The following is a 24,236-nucleotide window of genomic DNA, read 5'->3' on the forward strand; positions in this document are numbered from 1 at the left end:
TTCGCTCCATCGGTACGATCGTTCGCCTTGACGGACAGGGTAGGTGCTGTCCATTCTAGAAAACATGCGTTCGCTACAACGAACACCGCAGGGCGCCGACTCGTTGCTCCGGGACAGTTCGCTCGTCTGGTTGGCCAGCGGCATCGTCGGCGTCTCCTTCGGTGCCGTCTCCGTCGCCGGCGGGCTGCCGGTATGGGTGCCGGTGCTGATGTCGCTGGTGGTATATGCCGGATCGGCGCAGTTCAGCGCGGTGGGCGTGCTCCTGGCCGGGGGCGGCCCGGTCGCCGCCGCGGCCACCGGGCTGCTGCTGAACACCCGGACGGCGGCCTTCAGCCTCGCCGTGGCCGAGATCATCGGCACCGGCCGCGCGACCCGCTTCCTCGGTGCCCATCTGGTCACCGACGAGACGGTCGCCTTCGCCCTCGCCCAGCCGGACCTGGCACGGCAGCGGCGGGCCTTCTGGATCTCCGGGCTCGGGCTGTTCGCCGTGTGGAACATCGGTGTCCTGGCCGGCGCGCTCGCGGGCAGCGCCCTCGGGGACACGGCACGCTACGGCCTGGACGCCGCGTTCCCCGCCGTCCTGGTCGCCCTGGTCCTGCCCGCCCTGCGCGCGGACGCGACGGTACGGCGGTGCGCCCTGCTCGGCGCCGCCCTGGCCCTGGCGGCCACGCCCGCCGTGCCGGCCGGGGTGCCGGTGCTGCTCGCCCTCGCCGGACTGTTCCTGCACCGCGGGCCTGCCCGGGGAGCCGCCGCATGAACGCCACGGTCGCCGTGATCCTGGCCCTGGCGGTGGGGACGTACGCCTTCCGGCTGGTGGGGCCGGTGCTGCACGGCCGGGTGACGGTCCCGCCCCGAACACAGGAGCTGGCGTCGGCGGGTGCGGTGGTGCTGCTCGTCGCGTTGCTGGCCACGGGCGCGTTGACCGAGGACGGGGGCTTCGCGGGATGGGCCCGCCCGACGGGCGTCCTGGTCGGCGGAGTCCTGGCCTGGCGCCGGGCGCCGTTCGCCGTGGTGGTCCTGGCCGCGGCGGTGACGACGGCACTGCTGCGGCTGGCGGGAATGGGCTAGGTGAAGACACCGCCGTCGCGTGGTTCATCGGCCCGGCATCCCCCGCTGGGACGCCCTGACCGAGGGAAGCAGCCCAAGGGGGGTGTCACCGCGGCCCGCTACGGTCCCTGCCCATGACCGACGCCGAGGACTTCCTCACCGCCACCCGCACCTTCTACGACTCCGTCGCCGAGGACTACGCCGACCACTTCCGGAACCCGCTCGCCGACAGGCCTCTCGAACGGGCCCTACTCGCCGCGTACGCCGGACAGGTCGGCCCCGGCGGCACCGTCGCCGACCTCGGCTGCGGCCCCGGCGCGGTCACCTCGCACCTCGCCGGCCTCGGCCTGTCCGTCTTCGGTCTCGACCTCTCCGAGTCCATGATCGCAATCGCCCGCCGCGAGTACGCTGCGCTGCGCTTCGAGCAGGGGTCGATGCTGGAGCTCCCCGTCGCCAGCGGTTCGCTGGCCGGGGTCGTCTCCTGGTACTCCAGCATCCACACACCCGTGGACGAACTCCCCGCTCTCTTGGCCGAGTTCCGCCGCGTGCTGGCGCCGGGCGGCCGGGTCCTGCTCGCCTTCCAGGTGGGTGAGGCACCGCTCCGGCTCGACCGTCCGTGGGGCCGTCCCGTGGTACTGGACTTCCACCGGCGCCGCCCCGAGCGGATGGCGGAGCTGCTGTCCGAGGCGGGCTTCACCCTGCGCTCCAGCACGGTGCGGGAGCCCGTGGACGCACTCGGGGAGTCAGTCCCGCAGGCGTTCCTCCTCGCCCAGAAGGAAGGCTGACCAGGCGGCGGGGGTGACGGTGAGGTGGGGGCGGAGGGGCGCTTGGAGGCTCGGATGTGGACGGCGGTGGGGTGGGGGGCGACCTCTAGGCAATCGCCGCCCTCACCGCTGCCGTGGCTGGAGTTGTGCCGGTCGTAGGCGAGTTCGACGTACTCGCCGCCCTCACCACCGCTGTAGCTGGACTTGAACCAGGCGAGTTCCTCGGTCTACGCGCGAGGGCTGGTCGTCGCCCAGGTGCCGGCGTCCCTCCGGGGTGTCGACAGGCGGGACGTCGGCAAGACCGTCTGGGTGGAACCGGCGCTCAGCGCATCGCGGCGACCGTGTCCGCGAAGGCCCGCGCCGGAGGGCTGAGCGCGTCCCAGCGGCGGACGGCCCAGCCGACGGGGAGGGGTCGCAGGCCGGGCAGCGGGACCAGGCGCAGCGGGCCCTCGCCGGGGACGGGAAGGCCGGGCACGGCGGGCACGACCGCCCGGCCCACGCCCAGTTCGGCGAGGAGCAGCGCCGTGTCCCAGTCGGCGACGCTCGGCTCGTACCCGATCCGGACGCCGCGCTCGGCGCACGCCGCTTCGAGGTGGGCGGCGGACGTGGAGTTCGGGGGGAGGCGGATGAGCCGGGTACCGGCCAGCTCCCCGGGGTCCAGGTGCGGGCGGCCGGCCAGCGGGTCGTCCGCGGGGACGGCGAGCAGCCACGGCAGTTCCACGACCGTCCGCTGCTCGATGCCCCGCACCGGTGGGCCGATGGTGATCCAGGCCAGGTCCAGCGTGCCGTCGGCGAGGGCGTCGAAGCTGTCGCGGCCCGAACTGACCGTGCGGAACTCCAGGTTGACCGTGGGATGGCGGCGGCGGAACGTGACGACCGCGTCGGACATGAAGTGCCGGACGGTCGTGGCGCCGGTGGCCACGCGGACGTGGCCGCTGTGGCCGTCGACCAGGTCGCGCAGCTGCCGTACGGCGAGGTCGAGGGCGTTGACGCCCTCGACCGCGGCGGTCTCCAGGAGGCGGCCGGCCCGGGTGGGGATCACCCCGCGCGGCTGGCGTTCGAGCAGGGCCACCCCGGTCTCCCGTTCCAGCCGTCTGACGTGCTGGCTGACGGCGGACTGGGTGCAGCCCAGGTCACGGGCGACCGCGCTGAGACTGCCCGCCCGGCACACGGCCACGAACACACGGAGGTCCTCCAGAGTCACAACACCCAAGCTAACACTATGGTTTGGCGAGGAAACCCAAGGATTGACTGGCTTCCGGGGGGCGTACGAGACTCATGTCCGGGCCGCGACCGACCCAGGCGGCAACCCGCTCCACGCCCCGCCGAGTCCGGACGAGGCGGGACCGGCGAGGAGCGGGTGCCGACCGCCTAGCGCTCGTACAGGCCCTCGACCTGTGTCGCGAAGTCCCGCAGGACCCGGTCCCGGCGGAGTTTCATCGACGGGGTGAGGTGGCCCGCCTCCTCGGTGAAGTCCACCGGCAGGACGGCGAAGCGGCGGATGGACTCGGGGCGGGAGACCAGTCGGTTCGTCTCGTCCACCGCGCGCTGGAGGACGGCCCGCAACTCGGGATCGTCGGTGAGGAGTTCCGGCGGCACCGGGTGCTTGCCGATCATCTGGCGCCAGTGGGTGATGCCGTCGGGATCGAGGGTGATCAGGGCCGCCACGTACGGGCGGGCGTCACCGACCAGCATCACCTGGGAGATCAGCGGGTGCTGGCGCAGCCAGTTCTCCAGCGGAGCCGGGGCCACCGACTTGCCGCCCGCCGTGATCAGCAGCTCCTTCTTGCGGCCGGTGATGGTGAGATAGCCCTCGTCGTCCAGCTCGCCGAGGTCTCCCGTCGGCAGCCAGCCGTCGCGGGTCGCGGGGACCACTCCGCCCGCCTGCGGGTCCCAGTAGCCGCGCAGCACGTGGTCGCCGGCGAGGAGGATCTCGCCGTCCGCCGCGATCCGCACCCGCGTGCCGGGCATGGGCCAGCCGACCGTGCCCAGGCGGGGTTTGAGGGGCGGGGTGACCGTGGACGCGCCGGTGGTCTCCGTGAGGCCGTAGCCCTCGAAGACCTCGATGCCGGCGCCGGCGTAGAACGCGGCGAGACGCCGGCCGAGGGGGGAGCCGCCGCAGATGGCGTACCGGACGCGGCCGCCCATGGCGGCCCGGATGCGGCGGTAGACGAGGGGATCGTAGAAGGTGCGCTGTGTCCTCAGGGCGCGGCCCGGGCCGGCGCCGGTGCCGGTCTGCTTGGCCTCGACCGCCTCGCCGTAGCGCCGGGCCACGGCCGCCGCCCGGTCGAAGACCGCCACCCGGCCACCCGCCTCCGCCTTGGACCGCGCGGAGTTGTAGACCTTCTCCAGCATGTAGGGGATGGTCAGCAGGCAGGTGGGCTGGAAGGCGGCCAGGTCCGGGAGCAGGTCCTCCGCCGCCAGACTCGGGGCGTGGCCGAGGCGTACCCGCGCACGGACGCAGGCGATGGCCACCATCCGCCCGAAGACGTGGGACATGGGCAGGAAGAGAAGGACCGACGGTTCGTCGTTCTGCGCCTTGAACACCGGGTGGAGCAGTTCGATGGCGTTGTCGACCTCGGCGAAGAAGTTGCCGTGCGAGAGGGCGCAGCCCTTGGGGCGGCCGGTGGTGCCCGAGGTGTAGATGAGTGTGGCGAGCGTGTCGGGGCCCAGCATGCCCCGGCGTACATCCACCTCGCCGTCCGGTACCTGCGCACCCGCCTCGGCGAGGCGTTCCACGTGCTCCTTGTCCATCACCCAGACATGTCTGAGGTCGGGCAGGTGCTGCAGCTCGGGGCCGAGGGCGGAGGCCTGGCCCACGGTCTCGGTGATCAGGGCGACCGCGCCGGAGTCGTGCAGGATCCAGCGGGTCTGGAAGACGGAGGAGGTGGGGTAGACGGGGACGGTGACCAGGCCGGCCGCCCAGGCGGCGAAGTCGAGCAGGGTCCACTCGTACCGGGTACGGGCCATGACGGCGATCCGGTCGCCCGGCAGCAGCCCCTCGGCGATCAGTCCCTTGGCCACCACGCGTACCTGTTCGGCGAACCGCGCGGCCGTCACGTCCGCCCAGCGGCCGTCGGGCAGCCTGCGGCTGAGCACGGTCGCGCCGGGGGCCGCCTCGGCGTTCTCGAACGGCAGGTCGGCCAGCGAGCCATGGGTGACCGGTGGCGCGAACGGCGGTACGGACGCCTCCCGTACCGCTCCGTCCAGCCGCCGGATCTCAGGCTCCACCAGGACCGGGAGGCCGTCGTAGTCGGTGGCGGAGACGGGAGCGCCTGAGGAGACGGGGGCATTCGGGTGCGGGGTGGACACGGGCGGCTCCTCAGGCGTGCGTACACCGGCGATGAGCCGCAGAGACGGTTATCGCCAGCTGGGCAGGTGATCGTACGGGTCCACCGTGAGGGGGTTGTGCGGGTTCGGGGGCGGTCCGGGGCCGGGGATGTGCAGCCTCAGGGGTCATGTGAGGGGGATTCAACTTCAGTGCCTTGTCCGCCCTGCCGGCCGGAGGACGGACCCACAGGGCCCCGCCCCGGATCCCGGCCTCGCCCGCTCGGCCCCGCCTCCGCCCAGTGCGGAGCCGGCGGTTCACGGCCGCGACCCGCCTGCGCGGGGTGGCTCGATGGGCCTCGTCTCGGCCTTCTCCCCACCCGCGCCGTGGCAGTGGCCCCCACGACTTACCTCCGGTAACCTTACTTAACAGTAAGTTTGTCAGCCCTCCGGAACCACTGCACGCGGGAGTTGTACATGGCCGACCGCTGCCTGAGCCTCACCCGCACGGCACCGGGCCATTCCCTCGTCGACGGCCAGGTCGTCCGTGTCTGCGGCCAGAGCCTGCTGGGGGCCTGATGACCACCGTCACCCTGACCTCGGCCCCCGCACTGGCCCCGCTGCTGGCCCGGGGCGCCCTGCGCTCCCCCTTCAAGCGCCCCGCCCCGGACGCCGGCTTCCCGCGCACCCGCCTCGTGCTGCCCGGCCTGCGTGTCGACCTGGCGAAGCTGGCCGCATACGAGCGCGTGTGCGGCATCGCCACGGGTGCCGCCGGCGGTACCGGAGCGGCCGCGCTGCCCGTCACCTACCCGCACGTCCTCGGTTTCCCGCTGGCCATGCGCCTGATGAGCGGCGGGGACTTCCCGCTCCCGCTGCTGGGCCTGGTCCACACGTCCGTCGAGATCACCGGCCACGCCGAGCTGCCCGCCTGCGGGGAGTACGAACTCGCCGTGCACATCGACGGCCTCGCCCCGCACCGGCGCGGGACCGAGGCCACCGTGGTGACCAAACTGCGCTCCGGCGGAGGCCTCGCCTGGGAGTCCCGCAGCACCTACCTGGCCCGGCACCGCGCCGCGGGCGGTACGGCACCCGAGGCGCGTGAGGACGGCACCCCGCTGCCCGTCGTCGCCGAGTGGCGGCTGGCCGAGGATGTGGGACGCCGGTACGGCGCGGCCTCCGGCGACCGCAACCCCATCCACCTGCACCCGCTCACCGCCCGCCTGTTCGGCTTCCCCCGGGCCATCGCCCACGGCATGTGGACCGTGGCCCGCTGCCTGGCCGCCCACGGCACGGGCGGCTCCGCCGTGGTACGGGCCGGGTTCCGGGCGCCCGTGCTGCTGCCGGGGACGGTGAACTACGGTGCGGACGGCGCCGGCCGTTTCGAGCTCCGGGGCGCGGGTGGCAGGCTCCATCTGGCCGGGGAGGTACGGCCACTGCCGGGAGGGGCACCGAGCCGGACGCCGTAGGGGTGCGTCGCCATTGCCGGGCGCGGGTGGTTCGTGGCTGCGACCCGGCGCACACCCGCACCCGGCTGGCAAGGCGCCCTCGGCGGCGCTAGACCTCCTCAGCCGACGGGGTCCAAGGGCGTCCCCGCATCAGGTTGCCCAGACCCGCCCAGGCGAAGTTCATCAGGGTGGCCGCCGCCTGGCGGGCCGTGACGCCGGGCGTGGTGTTGGCCCAGGCGGCGAGGGACTCGGCCGCCCCGACCAGTGCTTCGGCCAGCCCGGCGACCTCGCGCTCGGGCAGGTCGGGGTCATGGGGGTCCCTCCCTGCCCGAGCACAGCCGAGAGTTCGGGGGAGGGCCTCCCGGGCCGCGATCGCGATCAGCCGGGTCGCGAACGCGACGATCTCCTCGCGCATCGCTGCGACCTCGGCCGCGAACGGCTCACCGTGGGTACGGGCCTGCAGATGCAGCACCGACCAGGCGTCGGGGTGCTCGGCGGTGTGCGCGAAGAACGCCTGCAGCCCGTCCCACAGTCGCCGGTCGGCGGGCAGGTCCGTCCGCACACCGGTGCGTACCGCCTCGGTCAGCGCGGCGGCCTCCCGGCGGATGCACGCCGTGAAGAGGTCTTCCTTGGAGTTCAGGTACAGATACACCAACGGCTTGGACACGCCCGCCAGTTCGGCGATCTCGTCCATCGACGCGGCCATGTACCCCCGTCGGCCGAAGATCTGTACGGCGGCGTCGAGCATCTGCTGCTCCCGCACCGCACGCGGCATCCGCTTGGTCTTCACGGCACCCATGGGGCAAGACTAGTTGGGGCCCGGGGCACCCGGAGCCGTGTACTCGGTCAGGAGGGCTGGCCCTGGGCGTGGGCGGTGTCGTCGACGCCGTCCTCCTGGCTGCGATTGGCATTCAGGTTGGCCTTGATCCGGTCGACCCTGCCGGCGACCTGCACCGAGGCCCGCTCCCGCTCCTTGCGCAGCACCACCCAGCTGATCGGCGCCGAGAGCACCATGGCGAGCAGCAGGACCCACAGGAAGTTGGCGTTGCCGTAGCCGCGCGGGAAGATGCCGGAGTAGACGGCTCCCCAGACGACCACGAGGCAGCCGGCGAAGACGCCGAGGCGCATCAGCGTGTAGCGGAGCATCTCAATCCACTCTTCCGTGTCGTACGGTCGGAGAACCCATATCGGGCATCGTCCAGTGAAGCATGCCGGATCGACGATCTCGGCAGCGGGTGGGACGCCTCACGTGAGCGGCAGCAGCATGGTGATGTCGTCGCGGTCGTCACCCGGGGCGACCCGGATGGCGTCGGGCACCCTGCCGACCTCCTTGTAGCCGCAGGACGCGTAGAAGTGCTCCAGGCCGTGGCCGCCCCGGCAGCCGAGCCGTATCGCGTCGATGCCCTCGAAGGTGCGGGCCGCCTCCGCGGCGGCCGCCAGCAGTTCGCGGCCGTATCCCTTGCCCTGGTGCCGGGGGTGGACCATCACCGTGTACAGCCACACCCAGTGCCGCTGCAGCCGGTGCTTGTTGAAGGAGAGGAACGCGGTCGCGGCCACCTCGCCCGCCGCGTCGTGCCCGACGAGCAGCCGGTGACGGCCCTCGGCCATGGCCACGAAGTGGCTCACCAGATCGGGCCGGATGTCCTCGCGGGTCACGGGCGCCACGAAGCCGACGGCCCCGCCCGCGTTGGAGACGTCCGTCCACAGGTCCAGGATGCCGTCGCGCAGGGGCGCGGTGAGGGCGGGGTCCAACGTGAAGGTAAGGGTCATGCGCGCAGCCTAGCTATTACGCCAGTGCGCGCGCAGCCACTTTCAGATCGGCCACCAGCCCCTGGTACGCACCCTCCCGGTCGTCCGCCCGCAGCACGGACGACGGGTGCACCGTGGGCACCAGTCGCTCCGCCCGCCCATGGATCTCCCGCTCCAGTACGGTCCCGCGCACCTCACCCACCCGGAACGACGAACCCAGCAGCGCCTTCCCGGCCGTCGCGCCCAGCACCACGATCAGCTCGGGCTCCACGATCGCCAGCTCGGCCGCGAGCCACGGCCCGCACGCGGTCATCTCCCGCAGGCTCGGCGCCTTGTGGATCCGCCGCTTGCGCGGCTCGGCCTGCGTGAACTTGAAGTGCTTGACGGCGTTGGTGACGTACGCGTCCGCCGGGTCCAGACCGGCTTCCTCCAGGGCACGGTCCAGGAGCTTGCCGGCGGGGCCGACGAAGGGCTTGCCCTGGCGGTCCTCCTGGTCACCGGGCTGCTCGCCCACGAGCATCACGCGTGCGTCGGACTTCCCGGTCCCGAACACGGTCTGGGTGGCGTCCCGGTGCAGGGGGCAGCCACGACAGCCGGCGGCGGCTTCGCGGAGGGCGGCGAGACCGGCGCCCTCGGGAACGAAGGGCTCCGCGGTGTACTGATCCTCGGGCGCCTCTGCGGTAGGCATGCCGCACGGGTACCCCTCGTCCGTGGCGGCGAACGAGGAGGTGCTCGCCCGTCGCCCGGCGGCTGCGTCGTGGCTGGTCGCGCGGTTCCCGCGCCCCTTCGGGTGTCAGACGCGCATCGGCTGGGGGGCGTCACGACGCGCCGGGTCGGGGCCCTCGTACTCGCGGATGATCTCGTAGCGCGTGTTGCGTTCCACCGGGCGGAAGCCGGCGTCGCGGATCAGGTCAAGCAGGTCCTCGCGGGTCAGCTTGTTCGGCGTGCCGAAGTTGTCCGCGTCATGCGTGATCTTGTACTCGACGACCGACCCGTCCATGTCGTCGGCGCCGTGCTGGAGGGCCAGCTGGGCGGTCTGCACGCCGTGCATGACCCAGAAGACCTTCACGTGCGGGACGTTGTCGAAGAGGAGGCGGGAGACCGCGAAGGTCTTCAGGGCCTCCGCGCCGGTCGCCATCTGCGTCCGGGCCTGGAGCCGGTTGCGTACCTTGCCGTCCTTCATGTCCACGAAGTCGTGCTGATAGCGCAGCGGGATGAAGACCTGGAAGCCGCCGGTCTCGTCCTGCAGCTCACGCAGCCGCAGCACGTGGTCGACGCGGTGCCGGGGCTCCTCGATGTGGCCGTAGAGCATGGTGCACGGGGTCTTCAGGCCTTTCTCGTGCGCCAAGCGGTGGATGCGGGACCAGTCCTCCCAGTGGGTCCTGTGGTCCACGATGTGCTGCCGGACCTCCCAGTCGAAGATCTCGGCGCCGCCGCCGGTGAGGGACTCGAGCCCCGCGTCGATCAGCTCGTCCAGGATCTCGCTCGCGCTCAGCCCCGAGATCGTCTCGAAGTGGTGGATCTCCGTGGCCGTGAAGGCCTTCAGCGAGACGTTCGGCAGGGCGGCCTTCAGCTCCCGCAGCGACCGGGGGTAGTACCGCCAGGGCAGGTTCGGGTGCAGCCCGTTGACGATGTGCAGCTCGGTGAGGTTGTCCGACTCCATCGCCTTGGCGAGCTTGACGGCCTCCTCGATGCGCATCGTGTACGCGTCCTTCTCGCCCGGCTTGCGCTGGAACGAGCAGTAGGCGCAGGAGGCGGTGCACACGTTGGTCATGTTCAGGTGCCGGTTGACGTTGAAGTGCACGACGTCACCGTTCTTACGGGTCCGCACCTCGTGCGCGAGGCCGCCGAGCCAGGCCAGGTCGTCCGACTCGTACAGCGCGATGCCGTCCTCGCGGGTCAGCCGCTCACCGGAGCGGACCTTCTCCTCCAGCTCGCGCTTGAGCCCGACGTCCATGCCAACACCTTTCTCCGACAGCCCGACCAACGGTATCCCTAGACCTCTTCCGGCAGCTCGCCGACCCGGTTCTCCCACTTGGTGGAGAGCACGATCGTGGTGCGGGTCCGCGAAACGCCCCTGGTCCCGCTCAGCCGCCGGATCGTCTTCTCCAGGCCGTCCACGTCCGTCGAGCGCACCTTGAGCATGAAGGAGTCGTCGCCGGCGATGAACCAGCAGTCCTCGATCTCCGGCAGGTCCCGCAGCCGCTGCGCCACGTCCTCGTGGTCCGCGGCATCCGAGAGCGAGATGCCGATCAGGGCGGTGACGCCGAGGCCGAGGGAGGCCGCGTTCACCGTGGCGCGGTAGCCGGTGATGACTCCGGCCGCCTCCAGCCGGTTGATGCGGTCGGTGACGCTGGGTCCCGACAGGCCGACGAGGCGCCCCAGCTCCGCGTAGGAGGCCCGGCCGTTCTCCCTCAGGGCCTGGATGAGCTGCCTGTCCACCGCGTCCATGCGATCGAAGCCTTCCACTGAAGAGTTCCGAAGTGTGATGAGGTACTGCGCCTTGCTCCGCCGGGCTCTACTGGTCGGGCCTGCCGCCGCCCAGTTCGCCCTGCCACCGCCGGTACAGGCCGTGCCCGACGCCCGCCGCGTCCAGCACCCGCCCCGCGACGAAGTCCACCAGATCCTGGATGTGTACGGCACCCGCGTAGAAGGCGGGCGAGGCCGGCACGACCGCCGCCCCGGCATCGTCCAGCGCGACGAGGTGCCGCAGCGTCTGACCGTTCAAGGGGGTCTCCCGCACCGCGACGACCAGCGTCCGGCGCTCCTTCAGCGTGACGCTCGCCGCACGCTGCAGCAGGTCCTTCGACAGGCCGAGCGCCACACCGGCCACACAGGCCGTGGAGGCGGGCACGATGAGCATCCCCTTCGCCGGGTACGACCCCGAGGACGGCCCGGCCGCGAGGTCACCCGCGCCCCAGTACCGCACCCCGCTGACGTCCACATCGAAGGTCCCGGGCTTGCCGTCGGCGCCCCGGGCCAGCCATTCCCGCAGGTCGTCCTGCCAGTGGGCGTCCCGGAACGGGATCCCCGTCTCGTCCAGCAGTGTCAGCCGCGAGGCCCGGCTGACCACCAGGTCCACCGCTTCCCCCGCCCCCAGCAGCGCCCGCAGCACGGCAGCCGCATACGGCGTCCCGGAAGCTCCGGACACCCCCACGATCCAAGGCGCGCGCTGCGTTTCTCCTGCGTTCACACCTTGAGCGTACCGGCGGGTTGCCCAGGGCTCAGGCCGGGTCGCACGCCGCGGGGCGGCGGGGCGGCGACCGGGGCCAGTCAGACGGTCAGACCACGCACCAGGAGATCGAGCAGCGCGCACACGAACAGGGCAATGCCGATGAAGCCGTTGACCGAGAAGAACGCCCGGTTCAGGCGGGACAGGTCGTGCGGGCGCACGATGCGGTGCTCGTAGACGAACGCGCCCGCCACGATCGCCAGACCCAGCCAGAAGAAGGCACCGGCGTGGGTGGCCAGGGCGTACCAGGCGAACAGGGCCGTCGTCACCGTGTGACAGGCCCGCGCGCCCCAGATCGCGGCCGGGATCCCGAAGCGGGCCGGGACCGACCTGACACCGGTCTCGCGGTCGGTCTCGACGTCCTGACAGGCGTAGATCAGGTCGAAGCCGCCGATCCAGACGCCCACGGCGAGGCCCAGGACCACCGCCTCCCAGGACCAGGAGCCGGAGATGGCCAGCCAGCCGCCGATCGGGCCCATGGCCTGGGCGAGCCCCAGGATGGCCTGCGGGAAGTCGGTGAAGCGTTTCCCGTAGGGGTAGACCACCATCGGGATCACCGCGACCGGCGCCAGGGCCAGGCACAGGGGGTTCAGGAGAGCCGCGGCCCCGAGGAAGACCACCAGCGCGACGAGGGCGCCCGTCCAGGCGTGCCGGACGGACATCGCGCCGGTCACGAGTTCCCGGTGCGCCGTACGGGGGTTGCGGCCGTCGATCTCGCGGTCGATGATCCGGTTGACCGCCATCGCGAACGTACGCAGCCCGACCATGCAGATCGTGACCAGCAGCAGCCGGCCCCAGTGGATGTTCCCGTCCCACTCGTACATCGCCGTGAGCGAGGCGATGTAGGCGAAGGGCAGCGCGAAGACCGAGTGCTCGATCATCACCAGGCGCAGGAACGCCTTGGTGCGTCCCGGCCGGGGGACTGCGGCGGACGCGGAACTCACAGGCCGTACTCCTTCCAGCGGCGGTCCACCAGAGCCGCCGTATCCGGGTCCGACAGGACCATGTCCGGCCACCCGCCGTCACGGGTGTATCCCTCCTCCGGCCACTTCTTGGTGGCGTCGATGCCCGCCTTGCCGCCCCAGAACTGCTGGTAGGAGGCGTGGTCGAGATGGTCGACGGGGCCCTCGGCGACGGTGAGGTCACGGGCGTAGTCCGTGTTGCCGAGGGCCCGCCAGGCGACCTCGTGCAGATCGTGGACGTCGCAGTCGGCGTCCACGACCACGATCAGCTTGGTCAGGGACATCATGTGGGCCCCCCAGATCGCGTGCATGACCTTCTGCGCGTGCTTCGGGTACTTCTTGTCGATCGAGACGATCGCGCAGTTGTGGAAGCCGCCGGCCTCGGGCAGGTGGTAGTCCACGATGTCCGGGACGATGATCTTCAGCAGGGGCAGGAAGAAGCGTTCCGTGGCGCGGCCCAGCGGGCCGTCCTCGGTCGGCGGGCGGCCCACGACGATCGACTGGAGCAGCGGGCGCCTGCGCATGGTCACGCAGTCGATCCGCAGCGCCGGGAACGGCTCCTGCGGGGTGTAGAAGCCGGTGTGGTCGCCGAACGGGCCCTCGGGCAGCATCTCGCCCGGCTCCAGCCAGCCCTCCAGGACGACCTCGGCGTTCGCCGGCACCTGGAGCGGGACCGTCTTGCAGTCGACCATCTCGATCCGCTTGCCCGCGATGAACCCGGCGAAGAGGTACTCGTCGATGTCGCCGGGGAGCGGTGCGGTGGAGGCGTACGTCACGGCCGGCGGGCAGCCGAAGGCGATCGCGACCGGGAGGCGCTCGCCACGCCGCGCCGCCACCTGGTAGTGGTTCCGGCTGTCCTTGTGGATCTGCCAGTGCATGCCGATGGTGCGCTTGTCGTGGCGCTGCAGCCGGTACAGGCCGAGGTTCCGGATGCCGGTCTCGGGGTCCTTGGTGTGCGTCAGGCCCAGGTTGAAGAAGGAGCCGCCGTCCTTGGGCCAGGTGAAGAGCGCCGGGAGCCGCTCCAGGTCGACCTCGTCACCGTGCAGGACGACCTCCTGCACGGGCGCGCCCGCGGACTTCACCTTCTTCGGCGGCACGTGCGTCATCGCGCCGAGCTTGCCGAAGGCCTCGCGGACGCCGACGAAGCCGTGCGGCAGCTCGGGCCGCAGCAGGCCGCCGATCTTCTCGGAGATCTCGCCGTACGACTTCAGGCCCAGCGCCTTCAGCAGCCGCCGGTCGGTGCCGAAGACGTTCATCGCGAGCGGCATCGCGGAACCCTTGACGTTCTCGAAGAGCAGCGCCGGTCCGCCGGACTTCTGCACCCGGTCGACGATTTCCCCGACTTCCAGGTAGGGGTCGACCTCGGCCTTGATGCGCTTGAGGTCTCCCTCGCGCTCCAGCGCCCGCAGCAGGGAGCGAAGATCGTCGTAAGCCATGCGTCCCAGTATCGGCCACCCGCCGTCCCGGACGGGTCACCGGGGCGGCACCGAGGGGCGGCGGGGCGGCTGGGATACTCGTCGATCATGAGACGTCACCGTCGGCTGCCGGTCCTCGCCCTGCTGTCCGCTCTCGCCGCGTGCTCGCCCGGTCAGGAGGCGGGCGGCACCTCCGACTCGCCGCTGACCCGCGTACCGGCCGCCGACCGCCGTGCCGCACCGGACCTCGCCGGCACCACCCTCGACGGGAAGCCGGTCCGCCTCTCCGACTACCGCGGCAAGGTCGTCGTCCTCAACATGTGGGCCTCCTGGTGCGGCCCCTGCCGTGCCGAGGCGCCCGAACTCTCGCGCGCACAGCGGCACTTGTCGGCGAAGGGCGTGCAGGTGCTGGGCGTGGACACGGATGCCCAGAGGGCCGGGGGCCTGGCGTTCCAGCGCGACCACGACCTGGCCTACCCGAGCCTGCACGATCCCGACGGCCGGCGCCTCGCCCTGCTCCCCCGGGGATACCGGCCCCAGGCGGTGCCGTACACGCTGCTCATCGACCGGGAAGGGAAGATAGCGGGCCTGTGTCTCAGCACGCTCACGGAGGCGGAGGTCCGGGACATCACGCGCCCGCTGCTGCGGGAGAAGGCCCACTGACCGGTCAACCGCTGGTCAGGCACCGATCGTTCTGCCGTACCGGTGCGACGAGCCGGCTCAGCTCCAGGAGCACGGCGTCGGTCTGCCGTACCGAGTCCGCGAGCGACACCTCCACGGCCGGCCGTCTGCCGTAGGTGACGAGGAGTTTCCGGCCGCCCCGGGAGGCGGCCTCCCGCAGCACCCAGTCCACCCCGTTCACGGCGAAGCACGGATCCTTCGTCGGAGCCGGCGGAATCAGGCCGCAGCGCAGCCGCACCGCCCCGTGGCCCCACACCGCGAGCCCCTCGAAGGTGATCCGGTCGCGCCGGTTGCCGTCCAGGCGGTCCGGGTAGTGGCCGGCGATCCGCGCACATGCCGGGTCCATCGCCAGCGGGCCCTGCCGCATACCGAACACCGGCGAGGACAGTTCCTGGGCCACCAGCACCCCCGCGACCACCAGGCCGCTCGCGGCCACCCCGGCCGCCGCCCAGGTCCTGCGCCTGCGATCCCCCATCGTGCCTTCCCCCGTTTCCCGCTCCCGGCCGCCGACCGGCGATCAGCGATCAGCGATCAAGGAGCAACCATCATGGCCACCCGCTACCCTGGCCCGGTCACCGGGGCCGTCTCACATCGTCGGGAGATCGCACGACCATGCTCAGGTATCTGCCGTTCCTGCTGGTCCTGGCGCTGTGGATCTACGCCTTCGTGGACTGCCTGAACACGCCCGAGGAAGAGGTGCGCCACCTGCCGAAGGTGGTGTGGGTGATCGTCATCCTGCTCTTCGGTGAGGTGCTGGTCGGCCCGGTCGCCTGGCTGATCACCGGCAAGGTGCGGCACGTCCCCGCGAACGGCTCCACCCCGTCGCAGTGGCACCGGAACACCGCCGCCACCTGGGTCGCCCCCGACGACAACCCCGAGTTCCTCAAGTCCCTGGACAAGGACGACCCGAGGAACAACGACTGACCCCATGGAACTCAGGCTGCTCGTCACCTTCGAGAAGGCCGCCACGGTCCTGAGCCTCACGCGGGCGGCGGCCGAGCTGGCCTACGCGCAGTCCAGCGTGACCGGCCAGATCCGGGCGCTGGAGACCTCCCTCGGCGTCGAGCTGTTCTACCGGCTCGGCAGCCGGATCCGGCTGACCGAGGCGGGCGAGCGGCTGCTGCCCTACGCCCGTCAGATCATCGAGCTGGCCGAGGAGGCCCGGGCGGCCGTCACCGAGCCGGAGGAGCCGTCCGGCACCCTGACCGTCGGCACGATGGAGTCGCTGACCTCCTACCGGCTGCCCCCGCTGCTGGAGTACTTTCATCACCGCCACCCCAAGGTGCGGCTCGCCCTGCGGACCACCATCGGCGACGAGACCCGGCGGGCGCTGCGGCAGGGGACCTACGACGTCGGTTTTGCGATGGAGGAGGAGACCGAGCACCCGGGTCTGGACGGCGCGGTGCTGGGGGTGGAGCCGCTGGCGCTGGTCGCGGCACCCGGAGACGCGCTGGCCGGAGAGCCGGTCGCGACGGCCGATCTGACCGGGCGGCCCCTGCTGGCCACCGAGCCGGGCTGCGCCTACAGGGATCTGTTCGAGCGGGAGCTGTCGGTGCTGAAGCCGGTGGAGTTCATGGAGTTCGGCACGATCGAGGCGACCAAGCGCGCGGCGGCGGCCGGCCTCGGGATCACGTTGCTGCCCGAGGTGACGGTCGCCGCCGAACTCGCGGAGGGCTCCCTGGTACGGCTCGCGTGGGAGCCGCCGTTCACGCTTCGCACGCAGCTGGCGTGGCGGTCCGGGAAACGGCTTCCGGCGCATGCCCGGCTGTTCGTGGAGCAGGCGCGGAAGTTGACTTCCGGGCAAGGGTGACCTTCAGGCTCGCCGTCACGATCAGCGGGACGCCCAGCGCCTGGACGAGCCCGATGTGGTGGCCGTACACCGCCCAGTCCATGACCATGGCGACGGCCGGGTAGACGAAGGCGAGTACGGCGATCTTCGCGGTGGCCAGCCGGGCGTAGGCGGCGTACATCAGGACGTACATCACTCCGGTGTGGATGAGACCGAGCCCGGCCAGCCAGCCCCAGTCGGCGCCCGTGCCCCGCATCGCGCCGAAGTCCGCGAAGGGCAGCAGCAGCGGGATACCGACCAGGACCTGGACGAGGGCGATCAGGTGCGGGCGTACGCCGGTGATCCGCTTGGTGACCAGCGTGGACAGGCCGTACAGCAGGGCGGCCAGGAGTGCCTGGCCGACACCGGTCGGATACGTGCCGCCGCTCGCGAAGTCGCCCGGGGTGACGCCCGAGACCAGGATCAGGCCCGCGAAGGCCAGCGCGATCCAGCCGGCCTTGGCGGCGGTGAGGCGCTCGCGGAACAACAGGGCACCCAGCAGGACCACGTAGAACGGCTGTGTGTGATAGACGACCGTGGCGACCGAGATCGACGTGTTCTCGTACGACTGGAAGAGAAGGATCCAGTTGAAGACGATGAAAACGCCGCCGAGAACGGCCAGTCCGAAGGTGCGGGGAGTGAACCCGTGGCCGCGCAGCCAGCCGCGGGCGGCGACGTACGAGCCCAGCGCCAGGGCGCCGAACAGGACACGGAAGAAGACGACGTTGAAGGGTGAGGCGCCCGACTCGACGACGAAGACACCGAGGGTGCCGGAGAGCACCATCGCGATCGCCAGCTGGGCCGTGCCCTTGTTCTCCGGGGTCATGCCCAAGAAGCTACGAGCGGCCCGAGGTGCCGGTCCACGCGCCAGTGGGGCGCCCTGCCGATGACCCCATCGGTGCCGCCGATGCGGCGGAATCAGCGAGGCGTCGCCGGGTGTTCGTCCCTGGGAGAGCAGTCGAGATCCGACGAGCAGCCAACGGGAGGCGGCCCATGCGCGCGGTGGAGTTCCAGAAGTACGGCGAGCCCGAGGTGCTGACGGTGGTGACGGTCGACGTGCCGGAGCCCGGGCCGGGGCAGGTGAGCATCGACGTGGCCTACGCGGGGGTGAACTTCGCGGACCTGAAGGCCCGCGCGGAGGGGTACCGGGTGCCCCGGCTGCCGTACGTCCCCGGTCTCGAGGTTTCCGGCCGCGTCCGCGCGCTCGGCGCCGGCGTCACCGGCCTGGCCGTCGGCCAGGAGGTGGTGGCGCTGACGGAGAGCGGCGCGTACGCGGAGGTGGCCGTGGCCGACGCGACGACCGTCTTCCCGCTGCCCGCCGGGCTGGACGCGCGCATCGCGGCCACCCTGCCGACGGTCCTGCCGACGGCGTACGCGCTGGTCCACTCCGTGGGCCGGCTCCAGCCCGGCGAGACGCTGCTCGTGCAGGGCGCGGCGGGCGGCATCGGCACGGCGGTCGGCCAGCTGGCGCGGGCGGCGGGCGCCGGAGCGGTGTACGGGGTGGTGTCCTCGGCGGCGAAGGCCGCCTACGCCAAGGAGCACGGCTACGACGAGGTGTACGTCGGCGCCTTCCAGGAGCCGGTGCGGCAGGCGACCGGCGGTCGGGGCGTCGACCTCGTCCTGGACCCCGTCGGTGGCGACACCCTGCGCGCCGGACTGGCCTCGCTGGCCGTCTTCGGGCGCCTGGTCTCCTTCGGCAACGCGAGTTCCGCCGAGCCGTGGACCGTCGGCCAGCCCGAGCTGTACCCACTCGGCGTCTCCGTATCCGGCTTCTCCATCCTCACCCTTGCCGCGACCGACCCGGCCGCACTGCGCCGGCTGACGGAGCGGGCGTTCGCGAAGGCGGCCGACGGGACGGTGGCGCTCCCGGTGACGGCCGAGTTCGCCCTGGAGGACGCGGCACGGGCCCACCGGCTGATGGGGGGACGGACCAGCACGGGCAAGCTGCTGCTGCGCGTGGGTGCGTGAGCGGTACGTCAACCGGGTTCATCGCCCTGCTGCCGTGGCCGCCGGCGGTCGCCGGCGAGCAGCGGTGCGGTGGCGCCGGCGGGCAGCCGGGCGAGGTTGTCGAGTTCGTGCCCGAAGCGGCGGACGAAGTCCTTGTCCTCGCCGACGACCGACGGCAGCACCTGCTTGACGGCGGCGTACCGCCCCTCGTGCACACCGAGGCGGAGCCGAGAGGAACCCCGGGCGGGGCGGAGGAGATATGAACGCCGGTGGCCGTGCAGACGGAGCGGCGGGCCGTGACCGGCTCCGGCCCGTGGACCTGGCCCGCCTGGCCGGCCTGTCCACGCAGCAGATCCGCAACTACGAGGACGCGGGCGTGCTGCCCCCGGCCGAGCGCACCGCCTCCGGTTACCGCCGCTTCGGCGAACCGCACCGGCACGCCCTGCTGACGTACCGTTCCCTGGCGCAGGGGTATGGCACCACCACCGCGGCCCGGATCATGCGGACCGTGCACGCCCGCGACACCCCGGCCGCCCTGGCCCTGGTGGACGCGGCCCACGCGGGCCTGCACGGTGAGCGCGAGGCCCTGGAGGCCACCCGGGCGGCGCTGGAGAACTTGGCCGAAGATCGCCCCTCGCCGCGGTCCGGCGCCCTGCGCATCGGCGAGGTGGCCGCCCTCCTCGGTGTCCGCACCTCCACGCTGCGGGTCTGGGAGGACGCCGGGCTGCTCGCCCCGGGCCGCGAGCGGGGCACGGGCTACCGGACCTACTCCCCCGCCGACCTCCGCGACGCTCGCGTGATCCACTCCCTGCGCCGCGGCCACCATCTGTTCGACCAGATCCGCCCGATCCTCGACGAGCTGCGCCGGGAGGGCGGCCGGGAGGCGCTGCGGGCCGCGCTCGACACCCGCGAGCGGACCCTGACGGCCCGCACCCGGGCGATGCTCAAGGGCGCCGGCGCCCTGGCCGGCTACCTCGACGCCGACCACCTCGATGCCGGGCCGGGACCAGCACCCGGGTGATCGCGGCCGGCCGCCCCCCGCTCGGTGTGCCCGCGCGTTGCCCCGGGGTTCCCGGCGCAGCAGAGTAAGGGCATGGACGAACAGCAGGCCCGCGCGTGGTTGGCCACCGCCGTCGAGGAGGCCCGCGCCGGCCTCGCCGAAGGCGGCGTCCCCATCGGTGCCGCCCTCTACGGCCCGGACGGCGCCCTCCTCGGCCGCGGCCGCAACCGCCGCGTCCAGGACGACGACCCCTCGGCGCACGCCGAGACGGCGGCCTTCCGCGCGGCGGGCCGGCAGCGCACGTACCGTGGCGCGACCATGGTCACCACCCTCTCCCCCTGCTGGTACTGCAGCGGCCTGGTCCGCCAGTTCGGCATCTCCCGGGTGGTGATCGGCGAGGCCACGACCTTCCACGGCGGCCACGACTGGCTGGCCGGGCACGGAGTGGAGATCGTGCTCGTGGACGACCCGGAGTGCGTGGCGATGATGCGCGCCTTCGTCAAGGACAGCCCGGACCTGTGGAACGAGGACATCGGTGCGTGAACCCGTCCCGGTCCCGGCCATCGACCCGTGGGTGTGAACCTGCCGCACGAAGGGCTGCGGCCGGCGAGCCGGTGCCCGGAGACGGACGTGGCGGCGGAGAAGTCGCGGCTGTACGTCGAGCGGCTGCGGGACCGCGTCGCCTCGGTGGCCCACGGGAGTCTCCCGGCGGTTTCGTAACACAACGGACACCACTGACCCTGGTACGAAGCAACTCACCCTTTCTACACTGCTGTTGAGGGGGAGATGCGGTGCACAGACGGTTGCACGGACGTGGGGCGCTGTTCGATGTCGATCCGGCCGGCCTGGCGCCGCGACTGGTGGGCATGCGCCCCCATCACCATCGCGGTCATCCGCTGGAGCACCCGGACGAGCCGCCGTTCGTGGTGCTGACCGGGGCGCGCGGCCTCGGCAAGAGCGCGGTCCTCGCCGAGTTGCGGGACTCCTACAAGGGACATACGCCGGTCGCGCTGATCGACTGCGCGGAGGACCAGTTCGCGGGTCCGCCCGCGGGCCGGCCCGCCGAGTCCTGGTCGCCGCTGGCGCAGGCGCTGCTGGTCCTCGCCGAGCAGCTCGCGGCGCCGGTGACGGGCGCCGGGCGGATCACCTTCCCGCGGCTGATGTCGGGCCTGGTCGCGGTGGCCGCGGGCGGCTGGGGCGACGCCGACTCCGAGCGGATCCGCCGCGAGGTCGAGCGGATCCTGCTGCTGAACGAGAGCGGCTCGTGGATCAGCGGGCTGGCCGGGCGCTGGGCCGGGAAGGTGGCGGCCAAGGTGGTCGCCGCGGCCACCGGCACCGGACCGCTGGTGTCGGGTGCCATCGAGGCGACGCTGGAGTCCGTCGCGGAGGGCTTCACCAGCCGCCGGCACCAGAAGGCGTCCGTCTGGTACCGGACGTATCCGAACGCGGGCGGGAACGCCCAGCGCGGGCTGATCCTGCTGTCCGGGCACTTCCGGGCGGGCGGCACCTCGCGGGAGCACGCCGAACGGCATCTGGTGCGGGCGCTGCTGGCCGATCTGACGGAGGCGTACGCCGGCGTGCTGCCGCGGATGCAGCGGCTCGGCCGGCCGCTGGTGCTGGTCGACAACGCGCAGTCGGCGCCGGGCCCGGGGCTCGTGGCGGCCGTGCTGCGCGACCGCGCCGAGGGCATCGCCGACCAGGTGGCGTTCGTCGCGGCCCGGCGGGGTGAGGGCCGCGAGGAACTGCGCAGCGCGGTCCGGCGGGAGCTGCCGGAGGTGGCCCGGCGCAGCGACTGGACACCGGACGTGGCGCCCTCCTCGCGGGCGCTGCTGCTCAGGCTGCCGCCGCTGAGCCCGGACGACACGCTGCACATCGTCGGGGCGGTCTGCGAGGACACGGCCCTGCCGCCCCACCTCCCTCCTGCCACCCACCGGTTGACCGGCGGGAACCCGCTGGGCATCGTGCTGCTCGCCGAGGCGGCCGCGCAGCATCTGCCCGGGGCGTCCGCGCTGGGCGAGCTACTCACCGCGGAGACACGGCCCGCCGAGGACCGGCCCGGCCGGCCCGTCTACGAGGCGCTGCTGGACCGGCTGGTGCCAGCCGAGCACCTGGAGGAGCTGACCGTGCTGGCCGCCGCCCACGACCACGGCTCGGCCTGCGCGCTGGCCGCGGAACTGCTCCCGGACACCTTCGGGCCGGCGAGCGTACGGGCCCTGCAGACGCTGCTCGCCGAGGAGGGACTGCCCGCCGTGCCGGGCCGGTTCGTCGGCGACCCGTTCGTACGCACCCTGCTGCTGCTCCGGCTGCACCTGCGCGACGCGGACCATGTGTCCTGGCGTACCGCGCACGAGACGCTGATCGCCCACTACACCGCCGCCGAACACGCCCGTTACCGGCTGCACCACGAACTCGCCCTGGGTCTCACGGAGTCGGCGGTCGCCCATCTGCGCGACACCTTCCCGACCGCGGATCCCGGTGCCTGGCTGCGCACCCTGCGGTTCATCGCGTCCGCGCCCTATTTCCACGCGCACGACGCCGAGGGCCGCGACTTCGGCGGCCCCGGCGACCGGCGGGCCGCGGTGGCGCTGGGCCGCACTGACGCCGAACAAGCTGTGCCGGAGGGCGCGGACGCCGTACTGCATCTGCGGATACGGCGGCTGCTGCACGCGGTGTGGCAGCTGGCGGATCCGCTGGTGCTGCCCGACCCGCAGGTGTGCGACCGGGCCCGCTTCGAGCTGGAGCAGCTGTCCAACCTGCGGCCGGCGGGCAACGCGCTGCTGTGGCGGGCCTCGCGGGACTGGCCGGCGGCGGTGCTCGCCGGGCGTCCGATGGACGGACCCGACGACCCCGGCAACGCGGACGACGGCCCGGACGACCGGAGCGGGGAGGCCTGATGGCACGCTGGGGTGTGGGGACGTGGGTGCGCGAGGGCGTGTGGGAGATCCCGCTGCGCCGCTACCTCGCGCTGCTGGTGACGGCGGCCCTGGTGACCGGCCTGGTGTTCGCGGTACGGGCCTTCACCCACGAGGACCGCTCGTGCGCGCCCGGGGTGAGCCGGCCGGAGGGCAGCCCGGAGTGCGTGGGCGTGGCGACCGGCCCGTACGACTTCGGGCAGGCCCAACTGCGGGATGTGGTACGGGCGATCGGGCGGGAGAACGACCGGCTCGAACCCGGCGGCCAGGTGACGGTGGCGCTGATGCTGCCGTACACCTCCACCTCCCCGACCAGTCTGAACGACATCCAGCACCAGCTCCAGGGCGCCTATCTGGCGCAGTACCAGGCCAACCACGACGCCAACGGGGAGGCCCCGCAGATCCGGCTGGTGCTGGCCAACCCGGGGGCGACGGGCGGCCACTGGCGGCGGACGGTCGACCAGCTGACCCGGATGACGACCGGCGCGGACCGGCTGCGCGCGGTCGCCGGCATCGGGCAGAGCACCGACGCCAACAAGAAGGCCGTCAAGGAGCTGGCCCGGCGCCACATCCCGGTGATCGGCTCCTCCATCACCGCCGACGACCTCGCCAACGGGCAGCGGGGCAAGGATCCCTACCCCGGCCTCGCCCGGGTCTCGCCGACCAACACCGACGAGGCGCGCGCGCTGGCCTCCTTCGCCAAGGTGAGCGCGGGCAAGGCGCTGCTGGTGTACGACAAGCCCGGCGACCCGTACACGCGGACGCTGCAGGAGTCGTTCGCGGCGCTGATCAAGGGCTCGCCGTACGAGCCGCAGCCGTTCACCCCGCCCGCCGACCGCAGTGCGGAGGGCACGACCGCGAACACCTTCCGGCAGATCACGCATCTGGTGTGCGACACCTCCCGTGAGACGGACACGATCCTGTTCGCGGGCCGGCACACCCAGCTGCGGCAGTTCATCAACGCGCTCGGCGGGCGCGGCTGCCAGGACCGGAGGTTCACGGTGCTGACGGGCGACGAGGCCTCCTACCTGACCCACGAGAAGGATCTGGACCGCGCGGCGCTGCGGCACAACCTCTCGGTGCGCTACACCTCCCTGGCCCACCCGGACGCCTGGACGGAGGACCCGGTGCGGACGGGCGGCTCGGCGGCGGACTTCACGTCGCTGAAGAAGCTGCTGACGGCCGCCGGGCGCAAGCCGGTGGGCCCGATCGGTTCCGTCGCCCTGGACGACGGGCAGCTGATCATCGGCTACGACACCCTGCGGCTGGCCGTGCACGGCATCCGCGAGGCGGTGCCGGGCGGCGGGAGCGTTCCGGCACTCGCGGACGTGGGGTTGCAGTGGCCGCAGGTCAAGGGGTCGCTGCGGGTGGACGGGGCGAGCGGCTGGATCTGCCTGGACGTGCACGGCAACCCCTACGACAAGGCCGTGCCGATCGTGGAGCTGACCCCGCAGGGCGGCTCGCGCTTCGTCCGGATCGCCTGGCCGGAAGGGAAGCCGCCGGGGAAGGAGTGCCTGCCGCCGTCCTAGGTGAACTGGCCGGGAAGGGGCTGCGAGGGTTCCTGTCCGGGAGCGTCCGGCGAGGGCTCCAGGACGGCGATCAACCGTTCGAATCGGGCGCGCCAGCCGGACTCGGTCTCCCCCTCGTCCTGGAACTCGTGGGTGAAGCGCAGCACGGTTCCCTGGTCCCCGTCCCGCTCGAGATGGAACCGGAGCCGCCCGCCGTCCCCGACGGTGTACTCGGCGACCCGGTCCACGTCCCACGCGGTGACCCGCCCGGCACCCAGGTCACGCAGGGTGACGGCACCGTCGAGGCGGGGTTCCAGTACGTCGACGGCGGTGAACCAGCCCCCGAGCCCCTCGGGGGTGGCCACCGCCGACCAGACGTCCTCCATGCGCCGCGGGATCCGCACCAGGAAGTGGAGTATGTGCGTGTTCCCGTGCGTCTGGCTGGTGCCTTGTTCGATGGAACCGCTCATGACACCAGT

General features: G+C 72.4%; 27 protein-coding genes and 2 pseudogenes. 13 read left to right on the plus strand and 16 right to left on the minus strand.

The window, feature by feature from the left end; all coding sequences use genetic code 11:
* Window positions 1–64 precede the first annotated feature (64 nt).
* From ABZ079_RS20645 to ABZ079_RS20655, 3 genes are all read left to right on the plus strand, one after another.
* Window positions 65–757: an AzlC family ABC transporter permease gene (locus ABZ079_RS20645; RefSeq protein ID WP_356940861.1), complete on the plus strand. Its 693-nt coding sequence runs from the start codon at window positions 65–67 to the stop codon at window positions 755–757.
* Complete coding sequence (locus tag ABZ079_RS20650; RefSeq protein ID WP_356940862.1) at window positions 754–1,068, plus strand: AzlD domain-containing protein; 315 nt, start codon at window positions 754–756, stop codon at window positions 1,066–1,068. The genes ABZ079_RS20645 and ABZ079_RS20650 overlap by 4 nt, the downstream gene beginning before the upstream one ends.
* 113 nt (window positions 1,069–1,181) lie before the next feature.
* The gene (locus ABZ079_RS20655; RefSeq protein WP_356940863.1) at window positions 1,182–1,832 is read left to right on the plus strand and encodes a methyltransferase domain-containing protein; all 651 of its coding nucleotides are present in this window, start codon (window positions 1,182–1,184) and stop codon (window positions 1,830–1,832) included.
* Here ABZ079_RS20655 and ABZ079_RS20660 read toward each other — a convergent pair.
* The 3 genes and pseudogenes from ABZ079_RS20660 to ABZ079_RS20670 form a co-directional block, all read right to left on the minus strand.
* Window positions 1,791–2,035 (minus strand): annotated as a pseudogene (locus tag ABZ079_RS20660) (DUF397 domain-containing protein); the annotation flags it as partial. The gene ABZ079_RS20655 and the pseudogene ABZ079_RS20660 overlap by 42 nt on opposite strands.
* A 98-nt stretch (window positions 2,036–2,133) precedes the next feature.
* On the minus strand, window positions 2,134–3,015 hold the full coding sequence (locus tag ABZ079_RS20665) for a LysR family transcriptional regulator (protein WP_356940950.1): 882 nt from the start codon (window positions 3,013–3,015) through the stop codon (window positions 2,134–2,136).
* A gap of 167 nt (window positions 3,016–3,182) precedes the next feature.
* Complete coding sequence (locus ABZ079_RS20670; protein ID WP_356940864.1) at window positions 3,183–5,123, minus strand: long-chain fatty acid--CoA ligase; 1,941 nt, start codon at window positions 5,121–5,123, stop codon at window positions 3,183–3,185.
* Window positions 5,124–5,656: 533 nt separating this feature from the next.
* Here ABZ079_RS20670 and ABZ079_RS20675 point away from each other — a divergent pair.
* Complete coding sequence (locus tag ABZ079_RS20675; protein WP_356940865.1) at window positions 5,657–6,544, plus strand: MaoC/PaaZ C-terminal domain-containing protein; 888 nt, start codon at window positions 5,657–5,659, stop codon at window positions 6,542–6,544.
* 88 nt (window positions 6,545–6,632) lie between these two features.
* On the opposite strand, the gene ABZ079_RS20680 is transcribed toward ABZ079_RS20675, so the two are convergent.
* From ABZ079_RS20680 to ABZ079_RS20720, 9 genes are all read right to left on the minus strand, one after another.
* Entirely contained in the window at window positions 6,633–7,322 is a 690-nt protein-coding gene (locus ABZ079_RS20680; RefSeq protein ID WP_356940866.1) for a TetR/AcrR family transcriptional regulator, read from the minus strand.
* A gap of 47 nt (window positions 7,323–7,369) precedes the next feature.
* Complete coding sequence (locus tag ABZ079_RS20685) at window positions 7,370–7,669, minus strand: DUF4229 domain-containing protein (protein ID WP_356940867.1); 300 nt, start codon at window positions 7,667–7,669, stop codon at window positions 7,370–7,372.
* Window positions 7,670–7,768: 99 nt separating this feature from the next.
* Entirely contained in the window at window positions 7,769–8,293 is a 525-nt protein-coding gene (locus tag ABZ079_RS20690) for a GNAT family N-acetyltransferase (RefSeq protein WP_356940868.1), read from the minus strand.
* 16 nt (window positions 8,294–8,309) lie between these two features.
* Complete coding sequence (locus tag ABZ079_RS20695) at window positions 8,310–8,960, minus strand: UdgX family uracil-DNA binding protein (RefSeq protein WP_356940869.1); 651 nt, start codon at window positions 8,958–8,960, stop codon at window positions 8,310–8,312.
* A 105-nt stretch (window positions 8,961–9,065) separates the two neighbouring features.
* On the minus strand, window positions 9,066–10,229 hold the full coding sequence (gene mqnE / locus ABZ079_RS20700) for an aminofutalosine synthase MqnE (RefSeq protein WP_356940870.1): 1,164 nt from the start codon (window positions 10,227–10,229) through the stop codon (window positions 9,066–9,068).
* Between the two features lie 38 nt (window positions 10,230–10,267).
* On the minus strand, window positions 10,268–10,723 hold the full coding sequence (locus ABZ079_RS20705) for an Lrp/AsnC family transcriptional regulator (RefSeq protein WP_356940871.1): 456 nt from the start codon (window positions 10,721–10,723) through the stop codon (window positions 10,268–10,270).
* 67 nt (window positions 10,724–10,790) lie between these two features.
* The gene (locus ABZ079_RS20710) at window positions 10,791–11,465 is read right to left on the minus strand and encodes a UbiX family flavin prenyltransferase (protein WP_356940872.1); all 675 of its coding nucleotides are present in this window, start codon (window positions 11,463–11,465) and stop codon (window positions 10,791–10,793) included.
* An 80-nt stretch (window positions 11,466–11,545) separates the two neighbouring features.
* The gene (gene mqnP / locus ABZ079_RS20715; protein WP_356940873.1) at window positions 11,546–12,448 is read right to left on the minus strand and encodes a menaquinone biosynthesis prenyltransferase MqnP; all 903 of its coding nucleotides are present in this window, start codon (window positions 12,446–12,448) and stop codon (window positions 11,546–11,548) included.
* Window positions 12,445–13,902 (minus strand): menaquinone biosynthesis decarboxylase, encoded by a 1,458-nt coding sequence (locus tag ABZ079_RS20720; RefSeq protein ID WP_356940874.1) that lies wholly within the window; start codon window positions 13,900–13,902, stop codon window positions 12,445–12,447. Before ABZ079_RS20720 ends, mqnP begins: the two co-directional genes overlap by 4 nt.
* Before the next feature lie 87 nt (window positions 13,903–13,989).
* On the opposite strand from ABZ079_RS20720, the gene ABZ079_RS20725 reads away from it, so the two are divergent.
* Window positions 13,990–14,544 carry a TlpA disulfide reductase family protein gene (locus ABZ079_RS20725; protein WP_356940875.1) on the plus strand — a complete coding sequence of 185 codons (555 nt, stop codon included), beginning with the start codon at window positions 13,990–13,992 and terminating at the stop codon, window positions 14,542–14,544.
* A gap of 4 nt (window positions 14,545–14,548) precedes the next feature.
* Here ABZ079_RS20725 and ABZ079_RS20730 read toward each other — a convergent pair whose 3' ends face one another.
* Entirely contained in the window at window positions 14,549–15,037 is a 489-nt protein-coding gene (locus ABZ079_RS20730) for a DUF3515 family protein (RefSeq protein WP_356940876.1), read from the minus strand.
* Window positions 15,038–15,174: 137 nt separating this feature from the next.
* Here ABZ079_RS20730 and ABZ079_RS20735 point away from each other — a divergent pair.
* Both ABZ079_RS20735 and ABZ079_RS20740 read left to right on the plus strand, forming a co-directional pair.
* Window positions 15,175–15,477, plus strand: a pseudogene (locus tag ABZ079_RS20735) (PLD nuclease N-terminal domain-containing protein); the annotation flags it as partial.
* Window positions 15,478–15,490: 13 nt separating this feature from the next.
* Window positions 15,491–16,372, plus strand: coding sequence for a LysR family transcriptional regulator (locus tag ABZ079_RS20740; RefSeq protein WP_356940877.1), 882 nt, complete (start codon window positions 15,491–15,493; stop codon window positions 16,370–16,372).
* On the opposite strand, the gene ABZ079_RS20745 is transcribed toward ABZ079_RS20740, so the two are convergent.
* Window positions 16,269–17,216, minus strand: a complete 948-nt coding sequence (locus ABZ079_RS20745) for a DMT family transporter (RefSeq protein WP_356940878.1) — start codon at window positions 17,214–17,216, stop codon at window positions 16,269–16,271. The two genes, ABZ079_RS20740 and ABZ079_RS20745, sit on opposite strands and share 104 nt — an antisense overlap.
* Window positions 17,217–17,383: 167 nt before the next feature.
* Between ABZ079_RS20745 and ABZ079_RS20750 the strand changes: the two genes are divergently transcribed.
* Window positions 17,384–18,358 carry a zinc-binding dehydrogenase gene (locus tag ABZ079_RS20750; RefSeq protein WP_356940879.1) on the plus strand — a complete coding sequence of 325 codons (975 nt, stop codon included), beginning with the start codon at window positions 17,384–17,386 and terminating at the stop codon, window positions 18,356–18,358.
* Window positions 18,359–18,366: 8 nt separating this feature from the next.
* Here the strand turns inward: ABZ079_RS20750 and ABZ079_RS20755 are convergent, their stop codons facing one another.
* Entirely contained in the window at window positions 18,367–18,552 is a 186-nt protein-coding gene (locus ABZ079_RS20755) for a hypothetical protein (RefSeq protein ID WP_356940880.1), read from the minus strand.
* Window positions 18,553–18,596: 44 nt separating this feature from the next.
* Here ABZ079_RS20755 and ABZ079_RS20760 point away from each other — a divergent pair, with 44 nt between their 5' ends.
* From ABZ079_RS20760 to ABZ079_RS20780, 5 genes are all read left to right on the plus strand, one after another.
* Entirely contained in the window at window positions 18,597–19,358 is a 762-nt protein-coding gene (locus ABZ079_RS20760; protein WP_356940881.1) for a TioE family transcriptional regulator, read from the plus strand.
* A 72-nt stretch (window positions 19,359–19,430) separates the two neighbouring features.
* Window positions 19,431–19,880, plus strand: a complete 450-nt coding sequence (locus ABZ079_RS20765) for a nucleoside deaminase (RefSeq protein WP_356940882.1) — start codon at window positions 19,431–19,433, stop codon at window positions 19,878–19,880.
* Between the two features lie 27 nt (window positions 19,881–19,907).
* Window positions 19,908–20,057 (plus strand): hypothetical protein, encoded by a 150-nt coding sequence (locus ABZ079_RS20770; protein WP_356940883.1) that lies wholly within the window; start codon window positions 19,908–19,910, stop codon window positions 20,055–20,057.
* A gap of 71 nt (window positions 20,058–20,128) precedes the next feature.
* Window positions 20,129–22,231, plus strand: coding sequence for a hypothetical protein (locus ABZ079_RS20775; RefSeq protein ID WP_356940884.1), 2,103 nt, complete (start codon window positions 20,129–20,131; stop codon window positions 22,229–22,231).
* Window positions 22,231–23,778 (plus strand): ABC transporter substrate-binding protein, encoded by a 1,548-nt coding sequence (locus ABZ079_RS20780; protein WP_356940885.1) that lies wholly within the window; start codon window positions 22,231–22,233, stop codon window positions 23,776–23,778. Before ABZ079_RS20775 ends, ABZ079_RS20780 begins: the two co-directional genes overlap by 1 nt.
* Here ABZ079_RS20780 and ABZ079_RS20785 read toward each other — a convergent pair.
* Window positions 23,775–24,227, minus strand: coding sequence for an SRPBCC domain-containing protein (locus tag ABZ079_RS20785; RefSeq protein WP_356940886.1), 453 nt, complete (start codon window positions 24,225–24,227; stop codon window positions 23,775–23,777). The two genes, ABZ079_RS20780 and ABZ079_RS20785, sit on opposite strands and share 4 nt — an antisense overlap.
* Between the last annotated feature and the right edge of the window lie 9 nt (window positions 24,228–24,236).

Origin of the sequence: Streptomyces sp. NPDC006314, assembly GCF_040613075.1 — a bacterium.
Lineage (GTDB): Bacteria > Actinomycetota > Actinomycetes > Streptomycetales > Streptomycetaceae > Streptomyces.